The 19,560-nt window shown below is 68.6% G+C and carries 17 protein-coding genes; 11 read left to right on the forward strand and 6 right to left on the reverse strand.

Going from position 1 to position 19,560, the window contains the following annotated elements:
- The 4 genes from ACTHN1_RS04610 to ACTHN1_RS04625 all read left to right on the forward strand — a co-directional run.
- The coding region (locus ACTHN1_RS04610; protein ID WP_440469782.1) for an SUMF1/EgtB/PvdO family nonheme iron enzyme at positions 1-508 on the forward strand (508 nt) is incomplete at its 5' end.
- A 64-nt stretch (positions 509-572) separates the two neighbouring features.
- Positions 573-1,241 (forward strand): DUF502 domain-containing protein, encoded by a 669-nt coding sequence (locus ACTHN1_RS04615; RefSeq protein WP_440469783.1) that lies wholly within the window; start codon positions 573-575, stop codon positions 1,239-1,241.
- A gap of 12 nt (positions 1,242-1,253) precedes the next feature.
- Positions 1,254-2,027 carry a queuosine precursor transporter gene (locus tag ACTHN1_RS04620; RefSeq protein ID WP_440469784.1) on the forward strand — a complete coding sequence of 258 codons (774 nt, stop codon included), beginning with the start codon at positions 1,254-1,256 and terminating at the stop codon, positions 2,025-2,027.
- Between the two features lie 108 nt (positions 2,028-2,135).
- Positions 2,136-3,230 carry a serine hydrolase domain-containing protein gene (locus ACTHN1_RS04625; protein ID WP_440469785.1) on the forward strand — a complete coding sequence of 365 codons (1,095 nt, stop codon included), beginning with the start codon at positions 2,136-2,138 and terminating at the stop codon, positions 3,228-3,230.
- A gap of 4 nt (positions 3,231-3,234) precedes the next feature.
- Here ACTHN1_RS04625 and ACTHN1_RS04630 read toward each other — a convergent pair whose 3' ends face one another.
- Positions 3,235-4,830, reverse strand: a complete 1,596-nt coding sequence (locus ACTHN1_RS04630; RefSeq protein ID WP_440469786.1) for a phytoene desaturase family protein — start codon at positions 4,828-4,830, stop codon at positions 3,235-3,237.
- 126 nt (positions 4,831-4,956) lie between these two features.
- On the opposite strand from ACTHN1_RS04630, the gene ACTHN1_RS04635 reads away from it, so the two are divergent.
- Complete coding sequence (locus ACTHN1_RS04635) at positions 4,957-6,603, forward strand: FecR domain-containing protein (protein ID WP_440469787.1); 1,647 nt, start codon at positions 4,957-4,959, stop codon at positions 6,601-6,603.
- On the forward strand, positions 6,600-8,270 hold the full coding sequence (locus ACTHN1_RS04640; protein WP_440469788.1) for a CHASE2 domain-containing protein: 1,671 nt from the start codon (positions 6,600-6,602) through the stop codon (positions 8,268-8,270). Before ACTHN1_RS04635 ends, ACTHN1_RS04640 begins: the two co-directional genes overlap by 4 nt.
- Positions 8,271-8,289: 19 nt before the next feature.
- Here the strand turns inward: ACTHN1_RS04640 and ACTHN1_RS04645 are convergent, their stop codons facing one another.
- Complete coding sequence (locus ACTHN1_RS04645; protein ID WP_440469789.1) at positions 8,290-9,663, reverse strand: MBL fold metallo-hydrolase RNA specificity domain-containing protein; 1,374 nt, start codon at positions 9,661-9,663, stop codon at positions 8,290-8,292.
- Positions 9,664-9,862: 199 nt separating this feature from the next.
- On the opposite strand from ACTHN1_RS04645, the gene ACTHN1_RS04650 reads away from it, so the two are divergent.
- Positions 9,863-11,950, forward strand: a complete 2,088-nt coding sequence (locus tag ACTHN1_RS04650; RefSeq protein ID WP_440469790.1) for a M13 family metallopeptidase — start codon at positions 9,863-9,865, stop codon at positions 11,948-11,950.
- Positions 11,951-12,098: 148 nt separating this feature from the next.
- On the forward strand, positions 12,099-14,105 hold the full coding sequence (locus ACTHN1_RS04655) for a M13 family metallopeptidase (RefSeq protein WP_440469791.1): 2,007 nt from the start codon (positions 12,099-12,101) through the stop codon (positions 14,103-14,105).
- Positions 14,106-14,197: 92 nt separating this feature from the next.
- On the opposite strand, the gene ACTHN1_RS04660 is transcribed toward ACTHN1_RS04655, so the two are convergent.
- A complete protein-coding gene (locus ACTHN1_RS04660; protein ID WP_440469792.1) occupies positions 14,198-14,860 on the reverse strand; it encodes a rhomboid family intramembrane serine protease in 663 nt (220 codons plus the stop codon).
- Between the two features lie 43 nt (positions 14,861-14,903).
- On the reverse strand, positions 14,904-15,242 hold the full coding sequence (locus tag ACTHN1_RS04665) for an MGMT family protein (protein WP_440469793.1): 339 nt from the start codon (positions 15,240-15,242) through the stop codon (positions 14,904-14,906).
- A 118-nt stretch (positions 15,243-15,360) separates the two neighbouring features.
- Between ACTHN1_RS04665 and ACTHN1_RS04670 the strand changes: the two genes are divergently transcribed.
- Positions 15,361-15,771 (forward strand): hypothetical protein, encoded by a 411-nt coding sequence (locus tag ACTHN1_RS04670; protein WP_141453614.1) that lies wholly within the window; start codon positions 15,361-15,363, stop codon positions 15,769-15,771.
- Positions 15,772-15,869: 98 nt separating this feature from the next.
- On the opposite strand, the gene ACTHN1_RS04675 is transcribed toward ACTHN1_RS04670, so the two are convergent.
- Both ACTHN1_RS04675 and ACTHN1_RS04680 read right to left on the reverse strand, forming a co-directional pair.
- Positions 15,870-16,991: an anion permease gene (locus ACTHN1_RS04675; protein ID WP_440469794.1), complete on the reverse strand. Its 1,122-nt coding sequence runs from the start codon at positions 16,989-16,991 to the stop codon at positions 15,870-15,872.
- Positions 16,992-17,001: 10 nt separating this feature from the next.
- Positions 17,002-17,628: a DUF47 domain-containing protein gene (locus ACTHN1_RS04680; RefSeq protein WP_440469795.1), complete on the reverse strand. Its 627-nt coding sequence runs from the start codon at positions 17,626-17,628 to the stop codon at positions 17,002-17,004.
- Positions 17,629-17,885: 257 nt separating this feature from the next.
- On the opposite strand from ACTHN1_RS04680, the gene ACTHN1_RS04685 reads away from it, so the two are divergent.
- On the forward strand, positions 17,886-19,154 hold the full coding sequence (locus ACTHN1_RS04685; protein WP_440469796.1) for a hemolysin family protein: 1,269 nt from the start codon (positions 17,886-17,888) through the stop codon (positions 19,152-19,154).
- A partial coding sequence (locus ACTHN1_RS04690; RefSeq protein ID WP_440469797.1) for an exopolysaccharide biosynthesis protein occupies positions 19,144-19,560 on the forward strand: 417 nt, incomplete at its 3' end. The genes ACTHN1_RS04685 and ACTHN1_RS04690, both read left to right, overlap by 11 nt.

The raw sequence follows: 19,560 nt of genomic DNA on the forward strand, positions 1-19,560 counted from the left end.
CATCCCGGGCATGGGCGACGCGCTGCCGGACGATCCCGGCATGCGCCTGGTGTCCGCGGCCAACGGCCTGGTCGCCGCCGCGACCCGCCAGGTCAGTCGCGCCGACTACGCGCGCTTCGCCGCCGCCACGGGGCGGGAGGCGGCCCTGTGCCGCACCCGCATCTCGCTGCTGCGGATCGTCAAGCCGATCTCGTGGAAGTCGCCCGGCTTTGAGCAGGTCGCATCGCAACCGGTGGTGTGCGTGTCCTGGGCCGACGCCAATGCCTACGCGCAGTGGCTGGGCCGCCGCACCGGCCACAGCTACCGCCTGCCTCGCGCCAGCGAGGCGCGCGCGCTGCCCGCCAGCGAACCCGGCAAGCCGATGGCCGAATGGCTGGACGAGTGCACCAGCGGCTGCCGCGAACGGCTCAGCGCGGGCCGCAGCTGGCGCGGAGAAAGCGGCCAGCGCGCGCTGGATCCCGAGCGCGGCTACGACGACGTCGGCTTCCGCCTGGTGCGCGAACTGTAGCCGCCGCCCGGCCTTTGCAACCGTCCGGCGACCGCCGGCGCCGACCCGCGTTTAGAATCCGCGCATGCCCGCCCCGCCCTCGACCGGACAGCGCCTGCAGCGCCTGTTCCTCACCGGCCTGCTCACCCTGCTGCCGATCTGGTTGACCTGGGTGGTGGTCAAGTTCGTGTTCGTCCTGCTGTCGGACATCAGCCGGCCGCTGATCGGGCCGGTGCTGCACAACATCGCGACCGGCCAGCCGCAGCGCTGGGGCTGGCTCAACGACAGCTGGGTGCAGACCGCGCTGGCATTGCTGGCGACGCTGGTGGTGATCCTGCTCTCGGGCTGGATGGCGCGGCGGGTGGTCGGGCAGCGGCTGCTGCGCTGGTTCGAGGCGCTGGTCGGCCGGATTCCGCTCGCCAGCACCGTGTACGGCAGCGCGCGCAAGCTGCTCGACATCCTGCAGACCCAGCCCGATGGCACCCAGCGCGTGGTGCTGATCGACTTCCCCCACCGCGACATGAAATCGGTGGGACTGGTGACCCGGGTGATCCGCGAGGAAGGCACCGGTCGCGAACTGGCGGCGGTGTATGTGCCCACCACGCCCAACCCGACTTCCGGCTACCTGGAGATCGTGCCGGTGGAACTGCTGACCCCGACCGACTGGACGGTGGATCAGGCGATGAGCTTCATCATCTCCGGCGGCGCGGTATCGCCGGAGTCCATGCCCTTCACCCGCGCGGGAGAGCGCTGATCGATGACGACGATGAATGGCCGTACCCTCGATGATCGCGCGGTACGGTTGTTCATCGCATTGGCGGCGTTCTTCTGCGTCAACGCGGTGCTGGCCGAGTTCATCGGGGTCAAGATCTTCGCCCTGGAGGACACCCTCGGCATCGCCCCGCTGGAGTGGAACCTGTTCGGCCAGAGCGGCTCGCTGAACTTCACGGTCGGCACCCTGCTGTGGCCGTTCGTGTTCATCCTCACCGACACCATCAACGAGTTCTTCGGCCGCCGCGGCGTGCGCTTCATCTCCTGGATGGCGGTGGCCCTGATCGTGTACGGCTTCGTGTTCGCCTTCCTGGCGATCGCCGCCGCGCCGGCCGGCTGGTGGGTCAAGGCCGCCGAGCAGCAGGGCGTGCCGGACTACCAGGCTGCGTTCGCCGCTATCTTCGGCCAGGGCATGTGGTCGATCGTCGGTTCGATCATCGCGTTCCTGATCGGGCAGCTGATCGACGTGGCGGTGTTCCATCGCATCCGCGCGGCCACCGGCGAGCGCATGGTCTGGCTGCGCGCCACCGGCTCGACCGCCATCTCGCAGCTGGTCGACAGCTTCGTGGTCATCTGGATCGCGTTCGTGCTGGGGCCGCAGAAATGGCCGACCTCGCTGTTCCTGGCGGTCAGTTCGGTCAACTACGTGTACAAGATGCTCGCCGCGATCGCGCTGATCCCGCTGCTCTACCTGATGCGGCACGCCATCCGCCGCTATCTGGGCGAAGACCGCGAACACCAGTTGCGGCAGGAAGCGGCGGCGGACTGAACCGATCCGCGGAAAGCGTCGGCGACGCGCCGCCCTTCCAGCCCGGCGCTGCGCGCCACGTCCGCACCGGCTATGCTCCGCCTTCCATTCAAACCGGGGAGAGGCTGGATGAATCTGTCGCGGACCGCGCGCCTGCTGCCGTTGCTGCTGATGACGGCACTGTTCCTGCCAGCGGCGGTCCACGCCGGAACGACGGCGGCCGCCGGATCCGACGCCGGCCGCGACGCGGCCATCGTCCGCCTGATGCAGCGCTACGACGGCCAGGTGCCGGGCGCCTCCCTGCTGGTGCTGAAGGACGGCCAGCCCGTGGTCGAGCGCGGCTTCGGCCTGGCCAATCTGGAAGATCGCGTGCCGGCCTCGCCGAAGACCAACTACCGCCTGGCTTCGGTCACCAAGCAGTTCACCGCCGCCAGCATCCTGCTGCTGGCCGAGGACGGCAAGCTGCGGCTGGACGATCCGGTCAAGCGCTGGCTGCCCTCGCTGCCGGCTGCCGCGGATGCGATCACCCTCCGTCACCTGCTCAGCCACACCTCCGGCCTGATCGACTACGAAGACGTCATGCCCGCGGATCTGAAGGGGCAGCTGCACGACATCGACGTGCTGCACCTCCTCGAAGGCCAGGACCGCACCTATTTCACGCCCGGCAGCTCGTACCGCTACAGCAACAGCGGCTATGCACTGCTGGCGCTGATCGTCGGCAAGGCATCGGGACAGGATTTCGCCAGCTTCCTGCGCCAGCGCATCTTCCTGCCGCTGGGCATGGCCGATACCGTGGCCCTGGAAGAAGGCGTCTCCACCGTGGTCAACCGCGCCTACGGCTACAGCGAAACCGATGGCCGCTGGCAGCGCACCGACCAGAGTCCGACCAGCGCCGTGCTGGGCGACGGCGGCATCTATTCCTCGATCACGGATCTGGCGCGCTGGGACGCGGCGCTCTACGACGAGCGCCTGCTGAAGAAAGCGTCGCTCGACCTGGCCTTCAGCCATGCCACGCCCACGCATGAACCGGACGTGCCGTACTACGGCTTCGGCTGGCGCATCAACGGCGACGCGGTCTGGCATTCCGGCGAGAGCATCGGCTTCCGCAACGTGATCGTGCGCTATCCGAAGGAAAAGCTCACCGTCATCCTGCTGAGCAACCGCAACGATCCGGAGCCCTATCGCACCGCCGTGGAAATCGCCGCGCTGTTCCGCCAGCCCTGATCCCCTATTTCAGATCCGCCAGGATCACGCGCGCCGCGTTGTGGCCCGGCGCGCCGGTCACGCCGCCACCCGGATGGGTGCCGGCGCCGCACAGGTACAGGCCCGGCACCGCGCCGCGATAACCGGCCTGGCCCAGCATCGGACGCGCACTGAACAACTGGTTGAGCGAAAGCGCGCCGTGGAAGATGTCGCCGCCGATCAGGCCGAAGGTACGCTCCAGATCCAGCGGACTCAGCACCTGCCGCCCCAGCACCGAATCGGCGAAACCGGGCGCGAAGCGATCCACCGTGGCGATCATCCGGTCCGCGACCGCGTCGCGGTGATCGTCCCAACTGCGTCCGCCCGGCAGCACCGGCGCCACGTGCTGGCAGAACAGGCTGGCGACGTGCTGTCCCGGCGGCGCGAGTGAATCGTCGAGGGTGGAGGGAATCAGCATTTCCACTATTGGTTCGTTCGACCAGCCCTGCGCCTGCGCGTCGCGATAGGCGCGATCCATGTAGTCCAGGCTCGGCGCGAGGATGATGCCGGCGGTCAGGTGATCGCCCTCGCCCGGCAAGGCGGTGAAATCCGGCAATCGCGACAGCGCGACATTCATGCGGAAGGTGCCGGAGCCGCAGCGCCAGTTCGCCATCCGCTCGCGGGTCGGCGCGGGCACGTCGTCGGCGCGCATCAACTGTTCGTACAGCAGCTTGGGATTGACGTTGGCGACCACCGCGCGGGCGCGCAGGGTTTCGCCCTCGGCGGTCACCACGCCCACCGCGCGGCCGCGTTCCACCAGCACTTCGCGGACGCCCGCGCCGGTGCGCAGTTCGGCGCCGGCCGCGCGCGCCGCGCCGGCCATCGCCCGGGTGATCGCGCCCATGCCGCCGATGGCGTGGCCCCAGGCGCCCTTGACCCCGTTCACCTCGCCGAACACGTGATGCAGCAGCACGTAGGCCGAACCGGGCGTGTACGGACTGGCGTAGTTGCCGACCACGCCGTCGAAACCGAACAGCGCCTTCACCGGCTCGCTCTCGAACCAGCGGTCGAGATACTCGCCGGCCGAGATGGTGAACAGATCCAGCAGCTCCTGGCGCAGGGTTTCGTCCAGCGTGTGCAACTGGCGCCCCAGGCGGGCGGCGCGCAGCAGTTCCGGCAACGCCTTCCACCAGCCGCCGTCGGTCAGGTTCGGCGGCGGCTCCAGCGCGAGGGCGCGCAGCACGTCGGCGATGGCGTCCAGCCGCGCCTCGTAGGCCGGCAGCCGTTCGGCGTCGCGCGCGGAGAACTTGGCGAACTCGGCGCGGGTCTGGCCGGCGCCGGTCAGCAGATAGCCGCCCTCGGGCAGCGGCAGGAAATTGTTGCGGCGGCGCTCGACCACCCGCAGCCCGTGGCCGGCGAGATCCAGATCCGCGATGACCCGGGGCTGCAGCAGCGAGACCGTATAGGAGGCCACCGAATTGCGGAAACCGGGATGGAACTCCTCGGTGACCGCCGCCCCGCCCAGCACCCCGCGCCGCTCCAGCACGGTCACCTTCAATCCGGCCCGCGCCAGGTAGGCGGCGCAGACCAGGCCGTTGTGGCCCCCGCCAATCAGCAGGACGTCCCGGATCGCCTGGCTCACGTACGCTCTCCCGCCCGGTCGCCCAAACGGAAGCCATGGCCGCCACCGGCCACTGCCCGGTGGCGCGCTCGCCTATAATTGTGATTCAGCACGCAAACTGGATGGCAGGGGACAGGCTTGGCGATCATGACGTTCGTCCGGGGGGTGGGAATCCGCGCGGGGCTTCTGCTGGCCCTGGCATCGGCCTGCGTCCCCGCCTTCGCCGAGGACTGGGTCTATCGGGTCCGACCCGGCGATACCCTGTGGGATCTCGGCGGCGCCTATCTCAAACCCGGAGTCGACTGGCATCGGCTCCAGCAGCATAACCGCATCACCGATCCGTACCGGCTCGCGCCGGGTAGCCGTTTGCGCATTCCGTTGACATGGTTGCGCCAACAGCCGGCGCAGGCGCGCGTGATCGCGCTGGTCGGCAAGGCCACCGCGGTGACGTCCTCGGGCGCGGAACGTCCGGTCAACGAAGGCATGGAGCTGGGTTCCGGCAGTCGCCTGCTGACCGCGCTCGGCGCTTCGCTGAGTCTGCAGTTCGCCGACGGCTCCCGCCTGCGCCTGCGCGAAGGCAGCGAACTGGTGCTGGATAGACTCACCCGCTACGGACGCACCGGCATGGTCGACACCCACCTGCGCCTGCAGCGGGGGCGCATCAACAACGAGGTCCGCCATCTGCGCGGTCCGGGCGCGCAGTTCATCGTCGATACCCCCACCGCGTCCTCGGCCGTGCGCGGCACCCGCTTCCGCATTTCTACCGGCGAGCAAGGCACCCGCGCCGAAGTGCTGGATGGCCGCGTGGCGGTCAGCGCCGGCGTGCGCGCGGCCCTGCTCAAGCCGGGCTTCGGCGCCCACGCGCAGGCCGGCGACGCCGGTCCGTTGCGACCGGTCGTGCTGCTGCCCGCACCCGATCTCGCCTCGATTGCCGCGGAACAGGACAGCGTCCGTCCGCAGTTCGCCTGGCCCGCCGTCGCTGGCGCCAGCGGCTACCGGGTCCTGATCAGCCGGCACGCGGATTTCGCCGCGCTCACCGCCGATCTCGCCACCAACGATCCCCGGCTTGCCGCGCCGGCGCTGGAACCCGGCCAGTACCACCTGCGGGTGACTGCGGTCGATGCGCAGGGGCTGGAAGGCCGCGAGGCCGAGACGGCGTTCCGGATCGAGGGACATCCGGTGCCGCCCTACGCCGTGGCTCCGGCGGCCGGCGGCCAGGTCCGCCAGAACCGTCCGGCGCTGCGCTGGACACAGGCGCCCGAGGCCCATCGCTATCGCTACGAAGTGGCGGACAACCCCGAGTTCCGCGCTCCGATCGCGCAGGGCGACGACGTGCGCGGAGAAGCGATCACCGTCCCAGAGCCGCTTGCGCCGGGCGCGTACTATTGGCGCGTGGGCAGCATCGATGCCCAGGGGAAAAAGGGGCCGTTTGGAGACGCCATCGAGTTCACGGTCAGGCCGCTGGATCCGATCGACGACATCGATCTGGACAAGGACGGCGCGCGCGCCGACGGCATCACCTTCCATTGGCGCGCCGGCCAGCCCGGCCAGCGCTACCGTTTCCAGATGTCGCGCTCGCCGTCGTTCGAGCGCCTGCGCGTGGACGAGGTGGTTGAGCGGCCCGAGATCACCCTGCCCAAGATCGCCGGCGGCACCTGGTACCTGCGCGCGCAAGCCATCGACACCGATGGCGAAGTCGGTGAATTCGCGCCCGCCCAGAAGATCAAGCTGCCCTGCCGCCTGTGCCGTGTCGGCGCCGGCGCGGGCGCGCTGCTGATCCTGCTGAGCCTATGACCACCTCGCCCTCCCTGCCCAAGCCCAGGAGCCGCCTGCTGATCGCGCTGGGCGCGTCGGCGATCGTGGCCTGCCTGATCCTGACCGGGCTGGTCGCGCGCATGGATCAGTGGCTTTACGACCGGCTCGGCCCGCTGGTTTCGGAAGAAGCCGACAACCGCATCGCCATCGTCGCCATCGACGAGAAAAGCCTGAGCGAGCTCGGACGCTGGCCGTGGTCGCGGCGCCAGCATGCCCGGCTGATCGACGAGCTCGGCCGCATCGGCGTGCGCGGCGTCGGCCTGGATCTGCTGCTGTCCGAACCGGCCCTGTTCGATCCGGAAGGCGACGCCTTGCTGGCGCGGGCGATGAGCCGCCACGGCAAGGTGGTACTGCCGGTGCTGGCCGAGGCGACCCAGGTCAACGGGCCGCTGGTGGAACTGCTGCCAATTCCGGAATTTTCCGCCTCGGTCGCCTCGCTGGGCCACGTGGACCTGGCCGCGGACAACGACGGCGTGGTGCGCAGCGCCTATCTGCGCGCCGGCCAGGGCTCGCCGCGCTGGCCCGCGCTGGCGCTGGCGCTCAGCCAACTGGATCAGCCGCTGCCGCAGAACGATGATCTGCCCGGCGAGCGCCTGTCGGATCAGGAGCAGGCGTCACCGCTGCGGTGGGTGCGCGATCATCGCGTGCTGATTCCCTACGCCCGCCCACCCAACGGTTTCCCGCAGGTCTCCTACACCGACGTCATCCATCAGCGGGTGCCGGCTTCGCTGCTGCAGGGGCGCTGGATCCTGGTGGGCACCACCGCGATGGGCATGGGCGACACCGTCAGCGTGCCGGGCCAGAGCGGCGGGCGCGGCCTGACCGGCGTGGAGTACGAGGCCAACGTGCTCAACATGCTGATCCAGGGCACCGCGATCACTCCGATGTCGCTGGCCGGGCAACTGCTGCTGTCGATCCTGCTGGTCTCGCTGCCGATGGTGCTGTGCGGATTTCCGGTGTTCCGCCAGATCTGGCGGCCGGCGCTGGCGACGATCGCCCTCACCCTGCTGCTGTCGCTGCTGCTGCTGCAGTTCGCGCGACTGTGGTTCCCGGCCTCGGCCACCCTGCTGGTGCTGGCCATCGGCGCCTCGGTGTGGGTGTATCGCCTGATCCGCCGCACCCAGCGCGCCGCGCAGACCGATCCGCTGACCGGCCTGGGCAACCGCAACAAGTTCAACCATGCGCTGGAGCAGGAACTGCGCGCGATCCAGCGCACCCACCTGCCGATGTCGCTGCTGTTGCTGGACATCGATCACTTCAAACAGCTCAACGACAGCCAGGGCCACGCCAGCGGCGACGCCGTGCTGCGGCTGCTGGCGCGGGTGCTGCGCGGACGCGCGCGCCGGCCGCGCGACGTGATCGCTCGCCTGGGCGGCGACGAGTTCGCGGTGCTGCTGCCGGAAACCTCCGCGCAGGCGGCGGCGACCATCGCCACCACCATCCATGTCGACCTGGCCAACCTGGCCGCCCGCACCGAGCGCGCGCTGGATGCGCCGCCGTTCACCGCCAGCATCGGCATCCACACCACCCAGGCCGGCGACAACCTGGACGCGGCCGAAGTGTTCGAACGCGCAGACGCCGCGCTTTACCAGGCCAAGCAGGCCGGCCGCAACCGCAGCGTCAGCCACGCCGCCGCGACGCCCTGAACGGCGTCGCGCGCGACGCTCAGGCGTCCACCCGCATGCCGGGGCGCGCCAGTTCCACCTCGACTCCGAAACGCTCGCCCAGTTCGCCGGCCAGCGCTTCGCGCGCGCGGTCCTCGCCATGCACCAGCACCACCGGCGGCGAGGGTTCGAAAGCGCCGTACCAGGCCAGCAATCCGCTTTGATCCGCATGCGCGGACAGGCCGCCCGCGGTGTGGCACCGCGCGTTGACCCGGTGATCGCGGCCATGGATGCGCACCCAGCGCGCGCCGTCGACCAGCCGCCGTCCCAGCGTACCCTCGGCCTGATAGCCGACGAACACCACGTGGCTGCGCTGGCGCTGGAGGTTGTGGGCGAGGTGGTGCTGGATGCGGCCGCCATTGGCCATGCCCGAACCGGCGATGATGATCGCGCCGCTGGTGATCTGGTTGATCGCCATCGACTCGGCGGTGCTCTCGGTGACGTGCAGGTTGGGCAGGCGGAACGGATTGGGCGAGCCGCGCCAGACCTCCTGCGCCTCCGCGTCGAACAGTTCGTGGTGGCGTCCGTAGATCTGCACCACCTTGCCCGCCATCGGGCTGTCCAGGAACACCTGCCAGCGCGACAGTTTCCATTCGTCCCAGAAACGCGCGAACCAGTACAGCAGTTCCTGGCTGCGCCCCACCGCGAACGCGGGAATCAGCACGTTGCCGCGATCGGACCAGGCCTGCTCGAGAATGTCGCCCAGTTCGCGCACGGTGGCGGGACGATCGCGGTGGTTGCGATCACCATAGGTGGATTCCATCAGCACCAGATCCGCCTCGCGCACCGGCGAGGGGTCGCGCAGGATCGGCGTGCCCTTCTGGCCCAGGTCCCCGGAGAACACCAGCTTGCGACCGTCCGCCCACACTTCGACGATGCCGGACCCCAGGATATGGCCCGCGTCGCGGAGCGCCACCTCCACCCCCGGCAGGATCGCCTGCCGCTGGTCGTACGGCAGCGGCCGCACCTGCACCATCGCCGCCTGCACGTCCTCGCGTTCGTACAACGGCAGGATCTCCGGTTCGCCGTGGCGGCGGCGGCGATTCGCGCGTTCGGCATCGGCCTCGGCCAGCGAGGCCGAATCCATCAGCATCACCGGCATCAGTTCGGCGGTGGCGGCCTGCGCGTAGATCGGACCGCGGAAGCCGCGCCGGACCAGCAGCGGAATCCGGCCGATGTGGTCGATATGGGCGTGGCTCACCACCAGCGCGTCCAGCGAGGCCGGCTCGAACGGGAAGGGATCGGCGTTGCGCGCCTCGGCCTCGCGGCCGCCCTGGATCATTCCGCAGTCCAGCAGGACCCGCCGACCCGCCGCGTGCAGCAGATGCATCGAACCGGTCACCTCGCCGGCCGCGCCATGGAATTCGATCCGCATCCTCGGCTCCCGCAATGTCCGCCCCACCCTAGCATGGCCGGCGACCATGACGCCGCGCCCATGACCGGCCCCGTACCATGACCTTCGACACCCCCCGCCCTTCCGGGCGGGGGAGTAGAGTCCGCGCACGTCCGTCTGGACAGACCTATCCCAATGCCCATCCGGGCCGGAGTTGAAAGTGACCTTCCGTAAACCGCAGATGCTTCTCTTGTCCCTCGCCGTCACCGCGGCCCTGGCCGGCTGCTCCAAGCCCAACGAGGCCGCGTCGCCCGACGCCGCCGCCAAGGCCACGCCGGCCAGCGGCGAGCTGCAATTGAAACTGGACGAAAGCAAGCTGCCGCCGGTGAACCGCTTCCAGGTCGCGGATCTGGACACCAGCAAGAACGCCTGCGCCGATTTCACCGGCTACGCCAACGGCAAGTGGCTGGCCGCCAACATCATCCCCGGCGACCGCACCAGTTGGGGCGCGTTCGAGATGCTGGATGAGCGCTCCACCGCCGTGCAGCGCCAGCTGGCCGAACAGGCCGCCGCGCACGCCAACGCCACCGGCGTGGAGAAGATCGTCGGCGACCTGTGGGCCACCGGCATGGACGAAGCCAAGGTCAACGCCCAGGGCATCGAGCCGATCAAGGCCGACCTGGCGGCCATCGACGGCCTGGCCAGCAAGGAAGCGATCGTCGACTACCTGAGCACCAGCGCCGCCAAGGGCCGCAACTTCCTGTTCGGCTTCGGTGGCGAGGCGGACTTCAAGGATTCCTCGATGGTGCTGGCCTACGCCTCGCAGGGCGGCCTGGGCCTGCCGGATCCGGAGTACTACACCAAGGCCGAGAACAAGGACAAACTGCAGGCGTACGAGGCGCACATCGCCAAGGTGCTGGAGCTGTCGGGCGTGGCCGTCGCCGACGCCGCCAAGCAGGCCAAGGACGTGGTCGCGTTCGAGACCCGCCTGGCCAAGGCCTCCAAGACCAGCGAGGAACTCTCGCGCGACGTGTCGCTGTACTACAACCCGGTCACCCTGGCCGACGCCGACAAGCTGACCCCGAACTTCTCCTGGACCCGGTTCTTCGAATCGCAGGGCGTGAAGGCGGACAAGTTCTCGCTGGCCATGCCGGGCTTCCACCAGGAAGTGAGCAAGATGCTGGGCGATACCGATCCGGCGACCTGGCGCGCCTACCTGCGCTTCCACACCGTCGATGGCGCGTCGCCGTACCTGAGCGACGCCTTCGTCAACGAGAACTTCAACTTCTACGCCAAGACCCTGCGCGGGCAGAAGGAAATCAAGCCGCGCTGGAAGCGCGTGCTCGACACCGTGGAAGGCGAAGCCGGCGAAGCGCTGGGCCAGATGTACGTGAAGGTCGCCTTCCCGGCCGAATCCAAGGCCAAGATGGAAACCCTGGTCGGCAACCTGCGCACCGCGCTGAAGAGCCGCCTGGAGAACCTGCCGTGGATGAGCGCGGAAACCAAGCAGAAGGCCATCGCCAAGTGGGAGACCTTCACCCCGAAGATCGGCTATCCCGACAAGTGGCGCGAATGGACCGGCCTGGCCACCAGCCGCGACAGCTACATCGGCAACGTGCTGGCCGCGCAGGAGTTCAACTACAAGTGGAACCTGGGCAAGATCGGCAAGCCGGTGGACAAGACCGAATGGGGCATGCCGCCGCAGATGGTCAACGCCTACTACAACCCGCTGCAGAACGAGATCGTGTTCCCGGCCGCCATCCTGCAGCCGCCGTTCTTCGATCCCAACGCCACGGATGAAATGAACTACGGCGGCATCGGCGCGGTGATCGGCCACGAGATGATCCACGGCTACGACGACCAGGGTTCGCGCTTCGGGCCGACCGGCAACATGGAAGTGTGGTGGACCGACGGCGACGCCAAGGCGTTCTCCGGCCTGACCGGCAAGCTGGTGAACCAGTTCGACGGCTACACCACCGAAGGCGGCGGCAAGGTCAACGGCAAGCTGACCCTGGGCGAGAACATCGCCGATCTGGGCGGCCTGGCCACCGCGTACGAAGCGATGAAGAAGGCCACCGAGGCCACGCCGGATCCGAAGACCGACGGCCTGACCCGCGATCAGCGCTTCTTCCTGAACTGGGCCACCGTGTGGCGCCGCAGCTTCACTCCGGAAGAACTGACCGTGCGCCTGAAGACCGACCCGCACGCGCCGGCCAACTTCCGCGCCATCGGCGCGCCGTCCAACCTGCCGGCGTTCGCCGCCGCGTTCCAGTGCAAGGCCGGCGATGCGATGGTCCGCGACGGCGACAAGCAGGTCGTGATCTGGTAATCCGGACTACGTCCGGCAACACCCCTCGAAGGCCCGGGAAATCCCGGGCCTTCGTCGTTTCCGGATACGCGGGGAAGTGTGCGCCGCGTTCAGGGAATCCGGGCCCTGCTTGCTAGAATCCGCCAACTCCAGAACCACGGATTCCCTGATGTCGAAGACCCGCGCCGCCCTTGGCCACCCCTCCCTGCTCGCTTTCGCCCTGGTCGCCGCGCTGGGCATCCCGCAGGCCGAAGCCGCCAAGAAGAAGGCGCCGCGCGCCCCCGCCGTCAGCGCCGCCTGCAGCGATTTCTACAGCCACGCCAACGCCGACTGGCTGAAGGCCAACACCACCCCGGGCACCAGCGCGCTGGGCCAGCTGCGCGGCAACGCCGAGCAGCAGCAGCGCGATCTGCTGCAGGCGGCGATGCAGTCGCCGCAGGGCCAGGTGCAGAAACTGCTGGGCGATTTCTGGGCCAGCGGTCTGGACGAGGCCGCGGTGGAGGCCGACGGCGCCAGGCCGATCGCGCCGCTGCTGGATCGCATCAACGCCATCAAGAAGGCCAAGGATGTCGCCCCGGCGATCGCCGCGCTGCACCAGGTCGGCATCCCGGTCGCGTTCAACTTCAGCCCGGACGTGGACCTGCGCGCGCTGGATCGCCATATCGGCTACTTCATGCAGGGCGGCCTGGGCCTGCCGGATCCGGCCTACTACACCCGCACCGACGCCGACACCAAACAGGTGATGGATCGCTATCGCGCCTACGTGAAGCAGATCCTCGCCCTCACCGGCACCGCCCAGAACCGTCTCGACGCCGACGCGCAGGCGGTGCTGGATCTGGAAACCCGGCTGGCCCAGGTATCCAAGCCGCTGCTGGATCTGCGCAACCCGATGTCCAACTTCGCCCCGGTCGCCACCAAGGATCTGGGCAAGCAGTACCGCAACCTCCAGATCGACGCCTTCCTCAAGGCCCAGGGTGTCAACGACGACACCGTGTCGCTGGCCGACCCGGCGCTGTTCAAGCAGATCGACGCGCTGGTCGCCAGCCTCAAGCCGGACCAGTGGAAGGCCTACCTGCGCTGGCGCGTGGGCGATGCCATGGCGCCCTACCTGGCCAAGTCCTTCCGCGACGCCGATTTCGAGTTCCGTGGCAAGGTCCTGCGCGGCGAGACCACGCAGCCGGCCCGCTGGCAGCAGGTGCTGAACGCGATCAATCTCGCCGCCGGCCCGATGCTGGGCAAGGAATACGCCGAACGCTACCTGCCCAAGGCCAGCGATCAGCAGGCCGAGGCGATCGCCGGGCAGGTGCGCGATGCGCTGGGCCGCGCGATCGAGCGCGCCACCTGGCTGAGCGACGGTGCCAAGGCCGAGGCCAAGGCCAAGCTGGGCAAGCTCAAGATCGAAGTCGGCACGCCGCACCGCGACGTCGATTACAGCGTGCAGCCGATGGGCCGCGGCAGCTTCGGCGGCAACATGCTGATCGCCTCGACCTGGCGCCACCGCGAGGAGATGAAGCGGATCGGCAAGGGCAACGCGGATCGCCGCTGGGACGTGCTGCCGCAGCAGCCGGCGCTGGCCTACGACCTGGCGCAGAACCGCCTGATCGTCACCGCCGCCGTCCTGCAGCCGCCCGTGTTCGACCCCAAGCGCGACGCCGCCAGCCAGTACGGTTCCTACGGCGCGCTGGTCGGCCACGAGCTCAGCCGCGGCTTCGACAACAAGGGTCGCATGGTCGATGCCAAGGGCGACCTGCGCGACTGGTGGACCGCGTCCGACCTGACCGCCTGGAACGACATCGGCGCGAAGATCGCCGCGCAGTACGATGCCTTCGCCTATCCGGAACTGAAGAACGTCAAGGTCAACGGCAAGCTGGTCCAGGACGAGGCGCTGGCCGACCTGGCCGGTGTCGAACTGGCCTGGGACGCCTTCATCACCGCCGAACCGCAGGCGGCCGTACCGGCCAGGCAGTCGTTCTTCAAGGCATGGGCGCAGTTGTGGGCGCAGCGCATGGACGCCACCGAAGCGGCCCAGCGCGCCGCCACCGACGTGCGGGCTCCGGGCCTGTGGCGCACGAACGCGCCGCTGTCCAACCAGGCCGCGTTCGGCCAGGCCTTCAGCTGCAAACCGGGTCAGCCGATGCAGCGCAAGGACGCGGAACTGATCGGCAAGTGGCGCTGAGACCACTGCCGGTCCTGCAATGAAAAACGGCGCGGAAACGCGCCGTTTTTCATGGATGATTTGATCCGCGGGACGGCTTTCGGCCGGATCCGCTACTTGACGATGCGCATCCGCGGCCCCGGCGGCCGGCGCTTGCCGAACGGCGGCTGGCCGCGCCAGTAGCGGATCATCAACCAGCCGAAGATCATTCCGCCCAGGTGCGCGAAGTGGGCCACGCCGGCCTGCGTTCCGGTGATGCCGAAAAAGAGGGCCAGCACGCCATAGATGATGACCAGCGTGCGCGCGCGGATCTCCATCGGAATCGGGAACACGATCATGCGCTGGTTCGGGAACAGCATCCCGTAACCCAGCAGCAGGCCGAATATCGCGCCCGAGGCGCCGAGCGAAGGAATGGCGTAACCACCGCTGGCCAGCGCCCAGGAACTCACCAACAACTGGCACAGATTGGCGCCGATGAGGCAGACAAAGTAGTACGTGGTGAAGCGCTTCTCGCCCCAGGTGGCCTCCAGCGGCGAACCGAACATCCACAGGGCCAGCATATTGAAGAAAAGATGACCTGGTCCGCCGTGCATGAAACCACTGGTGAGCGGTTGCCACAGCATGAAACCGCCGTCACCGGTGCCAACACCGGTGAAATCGATCGGCCATTGCATGAATGGAGCGGTGACGGCATCGCCCAGGAACATCTGGAGCAGGAACACCACCACGTTGGCGATCAGCAGCGCGCGGGTAACCGGCAGCACGGGAGGAAACATGGCTCGCATCCTTCGGGGACGCCGCCATGATAACCGCGGAGCTTCAGCCGCCCGGAGGTCCCCAAAGCGCCTCGTCCAGCGTCCGTGCAGCTTTCACCCCGCGCACCCGGCCCTGCTCCACCCGCACGCCCTCCGCGCGCAGGCGCTGGCTCTGTTCGCGGTAACCACGCGAGCCCTCGGGGAACGCGATGCGGCCATCCGAGCGCAGCACCCGGTGCCAGGGCAATCGCGCGTCATCGTTGTTGCTCAGGATCCGCGCCACCATCCGGGCGCGGCCGGGCAGGCCGGCGCGCCGCGCGACCTCGCCGTAGCCGGCGACCTGCCCGCGTGGAATCGCGCGGATCGCCGCGAGAATCTTCGCTTCCGGTGTCGCTTCGGCCATGCGGGGGATTCCGGTCGGAGAATGCCCGAAGTGTGGCCCCTGCCCCGTCCGCTGGCTACCCCGGCCGGCGCAAACCGGCCTACCATACGGTTCTGGAATTTCCCGAGCCCGCCACGCCATGAAGAATTTCGAACAGATCCGCAGCCACCTGACCACGTCCGGCTACCGGGTGTCGGTGCAGGAACCCTACGTGGCCTGCGTGGAACTGTCACTGGACAGCGGTAGCCGGCACCAGGCCATCTTCCTGTCCGAGCTGAGCAACGACGACGAGCGCAGCTACCTGCGGGTGAGCACGGTCATCGCCCCCATCACCGGCGTCGACGCGCGCCGCGCGCTCGGCTTCAACTGGCACAGCAGCGTGGGCTACCTCGCCATCGGCGAGCTCGACGGCGTGCCCTACCTGCAACTCTGCGAGAACCGTCCCTACGACGGCCTGACCCCGGCCGAAGTGGACCGGCTGGTGCTGGAAATCGGCGGCCTGGGCGATCGCATGGAACGCGCCCTCTCCGCCGAGGGTGATTTGCTCTGAGCGCGGGAATCAGGTGCGGCGGATAGGGAGATCGTCGGAAAAAAGCGTCCCTCGTCGGCGCTTTCACGACTCCCGATTCGCCATTCCCCGTTTCCGTATCAGGCCCAGCCCATCGCCTGCAGCAGCTTGAGCAGGCCGTAGGCGATGCCGCCGGCGGCGGGGATGGTCAGGATCCACGCCCAGATGATCCGCTCGACCACGCTGAACTTCAGCGCGCGCGGGTTCTTGGCGAAGCCCACGCCCATGATCGCGGTCGAGATGCTGTGGGTGGTGGACACCGGCATGCCGAAATGCGCGGCCACGGTGAGGATCGTCGCCGAGCTGGTTTCCGCGGCGAAGCCGTTGATCGGATGCAGCTTGACCATCTTGTGGCCCAGCGTCTTGATGATCTTCCAGCCGCCGGAAGCGGTGCCCAGCGCCATCACCACCGCGCAGGTCAGCACGATCCAGGTCGCGATGTCCTGCTCGCCGGCGCTGCCCGGATGCAGGAAGGCCAGCCAGCCCGGCAGATCGTTCAATGCGCCGGTCGCCTCGGCGCCGAACAGGGTCAGCGCGATGATGCCCATGGTCTTCTGCGCGTCGTTGTGGCCGTGCGCGTAGCCCATGTAGGCCGCCGACAGGATCTGCGCCTTGCCGAAGAACTTGTTGACGAAGTTCGGGCGCGCCAGCCGGCGCAGCCAGCCCGTCGCCCGTGAGAGCAATGCGATCAGGCCCCACAACAGCAGCATCACCCCGATGCCGAGCAGGAAGCCGGCGATCGGCGAGCTGATCATCGGCACCACGACCTTCCACAGGATGCCCTTGTTCTTGGCCCAGTTGCCGACGCTCTCGGACCAGATCAGCGCCGCCCAGTCGTTGTGCGCGGCGGCCAGCGCGGCGCCGCACAGGCCGCCGATCAGCGCGTGCGAAGACGAGGACGGCAGGCCTTTCCACCAGGTGATCAGGTTCCAGACGATGCCGCCGAGCAGCGCGCACAGGATCACCTGCGAGGTCACTTCGACCACGCCGGTATCGATCAGGCCCGAGGCAATCGTCTTGGCGACCGCGGTGCCGGTCAGCGCGCCCACCAGGTTCATGATCGCCGCCAGCATCACCGCCTGTCCGGGCGAGAGCACCTTGGTGGCGACCACGGTGGCGATGGAATTGGCGGTGTCGTGGAAGCCGTTGATGAACTCGAACACGAGCGCGGCCAGGATCACCACCAGGACCAGGGTCAGCATGGGGCGATCCTCAGCTGTTCTTCAGCACGATCTGGTAGGCCACCACGCCGGCCTCGCGGCAGCGGTCGATGGCCTTCTCCAGGATCTCGAAGAACTCCTTCAGCAGGAACATCTGCAGGTGATCCAGGCGGCCGGAATAGATGTCGCGGTACAGCTCCAGCATCAGCCGGTCGGCTTCGTTCTCGATCGCGCGCAGCTTCTCGTTGAGCGCGGTCATGCGATCGATGTTCATCTTCTTCAGTTCGTGGACCATCTCCACCACCACCGCGGCGGCCTGCTCCAGCATCGCCGCGCGCGGCGCGAAGTCGATGCCTTCCAGGTGCTGCAGGGCCAGCGAGTAGCGATCGGCGAACTTCTCGATCTGCTTGGGAATCTTGTACAGGGCCGAGCCCAGCGCCTCGATGTCCTCGCGCTCGATCGGGGTGATGAAGCTGTCGACCAGGGCCTGGCTGATCTTGTCCGAGGTCGCGCGCTCGCGCAGGCGGGCCAGCTTGAAGGCGTCCAGCGCCGGCTGGCGGTCGCTTTCCTTCATCATCGAGTGGAGCGCCTTGGCGCTGTCCAGGGCGGCCTCGGCGGCCTCCTCGAGCAGGGTGTAGAACTGCTGGCCGGAGCCGAAAATGGTCTGCAGCGAGAACATCGGGGGAATCCCGCCGTCGCGGGGCGGACGGCTTTAGGGGCGGAATTATGACTGTTTAGTGACCATCCTGGCGACGCCCCCGGCTCCCGGAAGGCCTTCCCGGCCCCCCGCCACGAGCCGGCCGGCCCAGGTTTGGTACACTCCCCGAGCACCCCGAGGGGTGCAATCTATGGAAGACGACCCTACCTCCCCCGCGCACTGTCGCCCACGAACCGCGTCCCCCGCGACGCCCCCTCCGGCCATGACGGAGGGCCGCCGTGCTTGAACTGCTGATCGTCGTCGCGCTGATCATCCTGAACGCCTTCTTCGCCCTGTCGGAGATGGCCCTGATGACCTCGCGCAAGCTCAAGCTCAAGCAGATGGCCCAGGACAGCCGGGGCGCCCGCGTCGCCCTGCACCTGGCCGAGCATCCGGACAACCTGCTGTCCACGGTCCAGGTCGGCATCACCCTGATCGGCATCCTGGCCGGTGTGTTCGGCGGCGACGCCATCGGCGCGATCATCGCCGGCTGGCTGGCCAATCTGGTGCCGGGCGTCCAGCAGTACGCCCGTCCGATCGGCATCGGTACCGCCGTGACCCTCATCACCGCGGGCCAGGTCATCTTCGGTGAATTGATTCCCAAGCGACTGGCGCTGACCAACGCCGAGGCCATCGCCTCGGCGGTGGCGATTCCGCTGGACTGGCTGTCGCGCATCGCCCGTCCGGTCGTGTTCGTGCTGGGTGCGATCAACCGCGCCGTGCTGCGCCTGTTCGGCATCCGCGACGACAACCGCGGCGCGGTGACCGAAGAGGAAATCCGCCTGCTGGTGACCGAGAGCCACGAGCAGGGCGTCATCGACGTCGACGAGCGCAACATGATGAACCGGGTGCTGCGCCTGGGCGATCGCACCGCCGACAGCCTGATGACCCCGCGCAAGAAGATCGTCTGGCTGGATACCGCCGCCGGCTACGAGGACAACCTCAAGGTCATGCGCGAATCGCAGTTCTCGCGCTTCCCGGTCTACCGCGCCGGCGACCAGGACGTGGTCGGCGTGCTGGAAGTCAAATCGCTGCTGGACCGGTTCGCGGATCGCTCGCCGGAAATCTTCCGCAACCTGCGCGAGCCGCTGTTCGTTTCCGAATCCACCCACGCCATGAAGCTGCTGGAAATCTTCCGCGAGGAACAGCAGTCGCTGGCGCTGGTGGTCGACGAATACGGCGACGTCACCGGTCTGGTCACCCTCAACGACCTGATGGGCGCGGTGATCGGGCGCGTGCAGTCCGGCGAGCACGCCGACACCAAGGCCGCGGTGATCGTGCGCGAGGACGGCTCGCTGCTGGTCGACGGCGCGCTGCCCGGCGAGGAGGAGCACGACTACCACACCGCCGCCGGCATGGCGATCGCGCACTTCGGGCGCATCCCCAATACCGGCGAGCACTACGCGTGGGGCGGCTGGCGGATCGAGGTGGTGGACCTGGACGGCCCGCGCGTGGACAAGCTGCTGCTGCAGCGTATCGGCGATGGCGAGGCCGGCGATGACGTCTGAGCCCGGCGTCCGCGCACTGCTGGCGGCGCTGGCGGAAGGCGATCCGGACGAGATCCTGCCGCTGTCGGGCATGCTCGCTGGCGTAGGCCGGCGCGCATTCGGTCTGCTGCTGCTGATTTCCGCGCTGCCCGCGTTCATCCCGATCCCCGGCGGCGGCGCGATCAGCGGTCCGCTCACCGTGCTGGTCGGCGTCCAGCTGCTTGCCGGCCGCCGCCAGCCGTGGCTGCCGAAGGCGGTTGCCAGGCGCGGGCCGCACCGCGGCGCGCTGGCCCGCTTCCTGCGCCACATCTCGCGGCCGCTGGCGTGGCTGGAGAAGCTGGTGCGGCCGCGCCTGTCGGGCATGTTCGGCCACCGCGCCGCGACCGTGTGCAGCGGGCTGCTGCTGGTGCTGCTCGGCGTGCTGATG

The organism is Pseudoxanthomonas sp., assembly GCF_051953815.1.
In the GTDB taxonomy this organism is placed as follows: Bacteria; Pseudomonadota; Gammaproteobacteria; order Xanthomonadales; family Xanthomonadaceae; genus Pseudoxanthomonas_A.

Bases quoted from the DNA above. Each gene is read 5' to 3' on its own strand.
- ACTHN1_RS04615 (WP_440469783.1), top strand. From the start codon at position 573: ATGCCCGCCCCGCCCTCGACCGGACAGCGCCTGCAGCGCCTGTTCCTC.
- ACTHN1_RS04620 (WP_440469784.1), top strand. From the start codon at position 1,254: ATGAATGGCCGTACCCTCGATGATCGCGCGGTACGGTTGTTCATCGCA.
- ACTHN1_RS04625 (WP_440469785.1), top strand. From the start codon at position 2,136: ATGAATCTGTCGCGGACCGCGCGCCTGCTGCCGTTGCTGCTGATGACG.
- ACTHN1_RS04635 (WP_440469787.1), top strand. From the start codon at position 4,957: ATGACGTTCGTCCGGGGGGTGGGAATCCGCGCGGGGCTTCTGCTGGCC.
- ACTHN1_RS04640 (WP_440469788.1), top strand. From the start codon at position 6,600: ATGACCACCTCGCCCTCCCTGCCCAAGCCCAGGAGCCGCCTGCTGATC.
- ACTHN1_RS04645 (WP_440469789.1), bottom strand. From the start codon at position 9,663: ATGCGGATCGAATTCCATGGCGCGGCCGGCGAGGTGACCGGTTCGATG.
- ACTHN1_RS04650 (WP_440469790.1), top strand. From the start codon at position 9,863: ATGCTTCTCTTGTCCCTCGCCGTCACCGCGGCCCTGGCCGGCTGCTCC.
- ACTHN1_RS04655 (WP_440469791.1), top strand. From the start codon at position 12,099: ATGTCGAAGACCCGCGCCGCCCTTGGCCACCCCTCCCTGCTCGCTTTC.
- ACTHN1_RS04660 (WP_440469792.1), bottom strand. From the start codon at position 14,860: ATGTTTCCTCCCGTGCTGCCGGTTACCCGCGCGCTGCTGATCGCCAAC.
- ACTHN1_RS04665 (WP_440469793.1), bottom strand. From the start codon at position 15,242: ATGGCCGAAGCGACACCGGAAGCGAAGATTCTCGCGGCGATCCGCGCG.
- ACTHN1_RS04670 (WP_141453614.1), top strand. From the start codon at position 15,361: ATGAAGAATTTCGAACAGATCCGCAGCCACCTGACCACGTCCGGCTAC.
- ACTHN1_RS04675 (WP_440469794.1), bottom strand. From the start codon at position 16,991: ATGCTGACCCTGGTCCTGGTGGTGATCCTGGCCGCGCTCGTGTTCGAG.
- ACTHN1_RS04680 (WP_440469795.1), bottom strand. From the start codon at position 17,628: ATGTTCTCGCTGCAGACCATTTTCGGCTCCGGCCAGCAGTTCTACACC.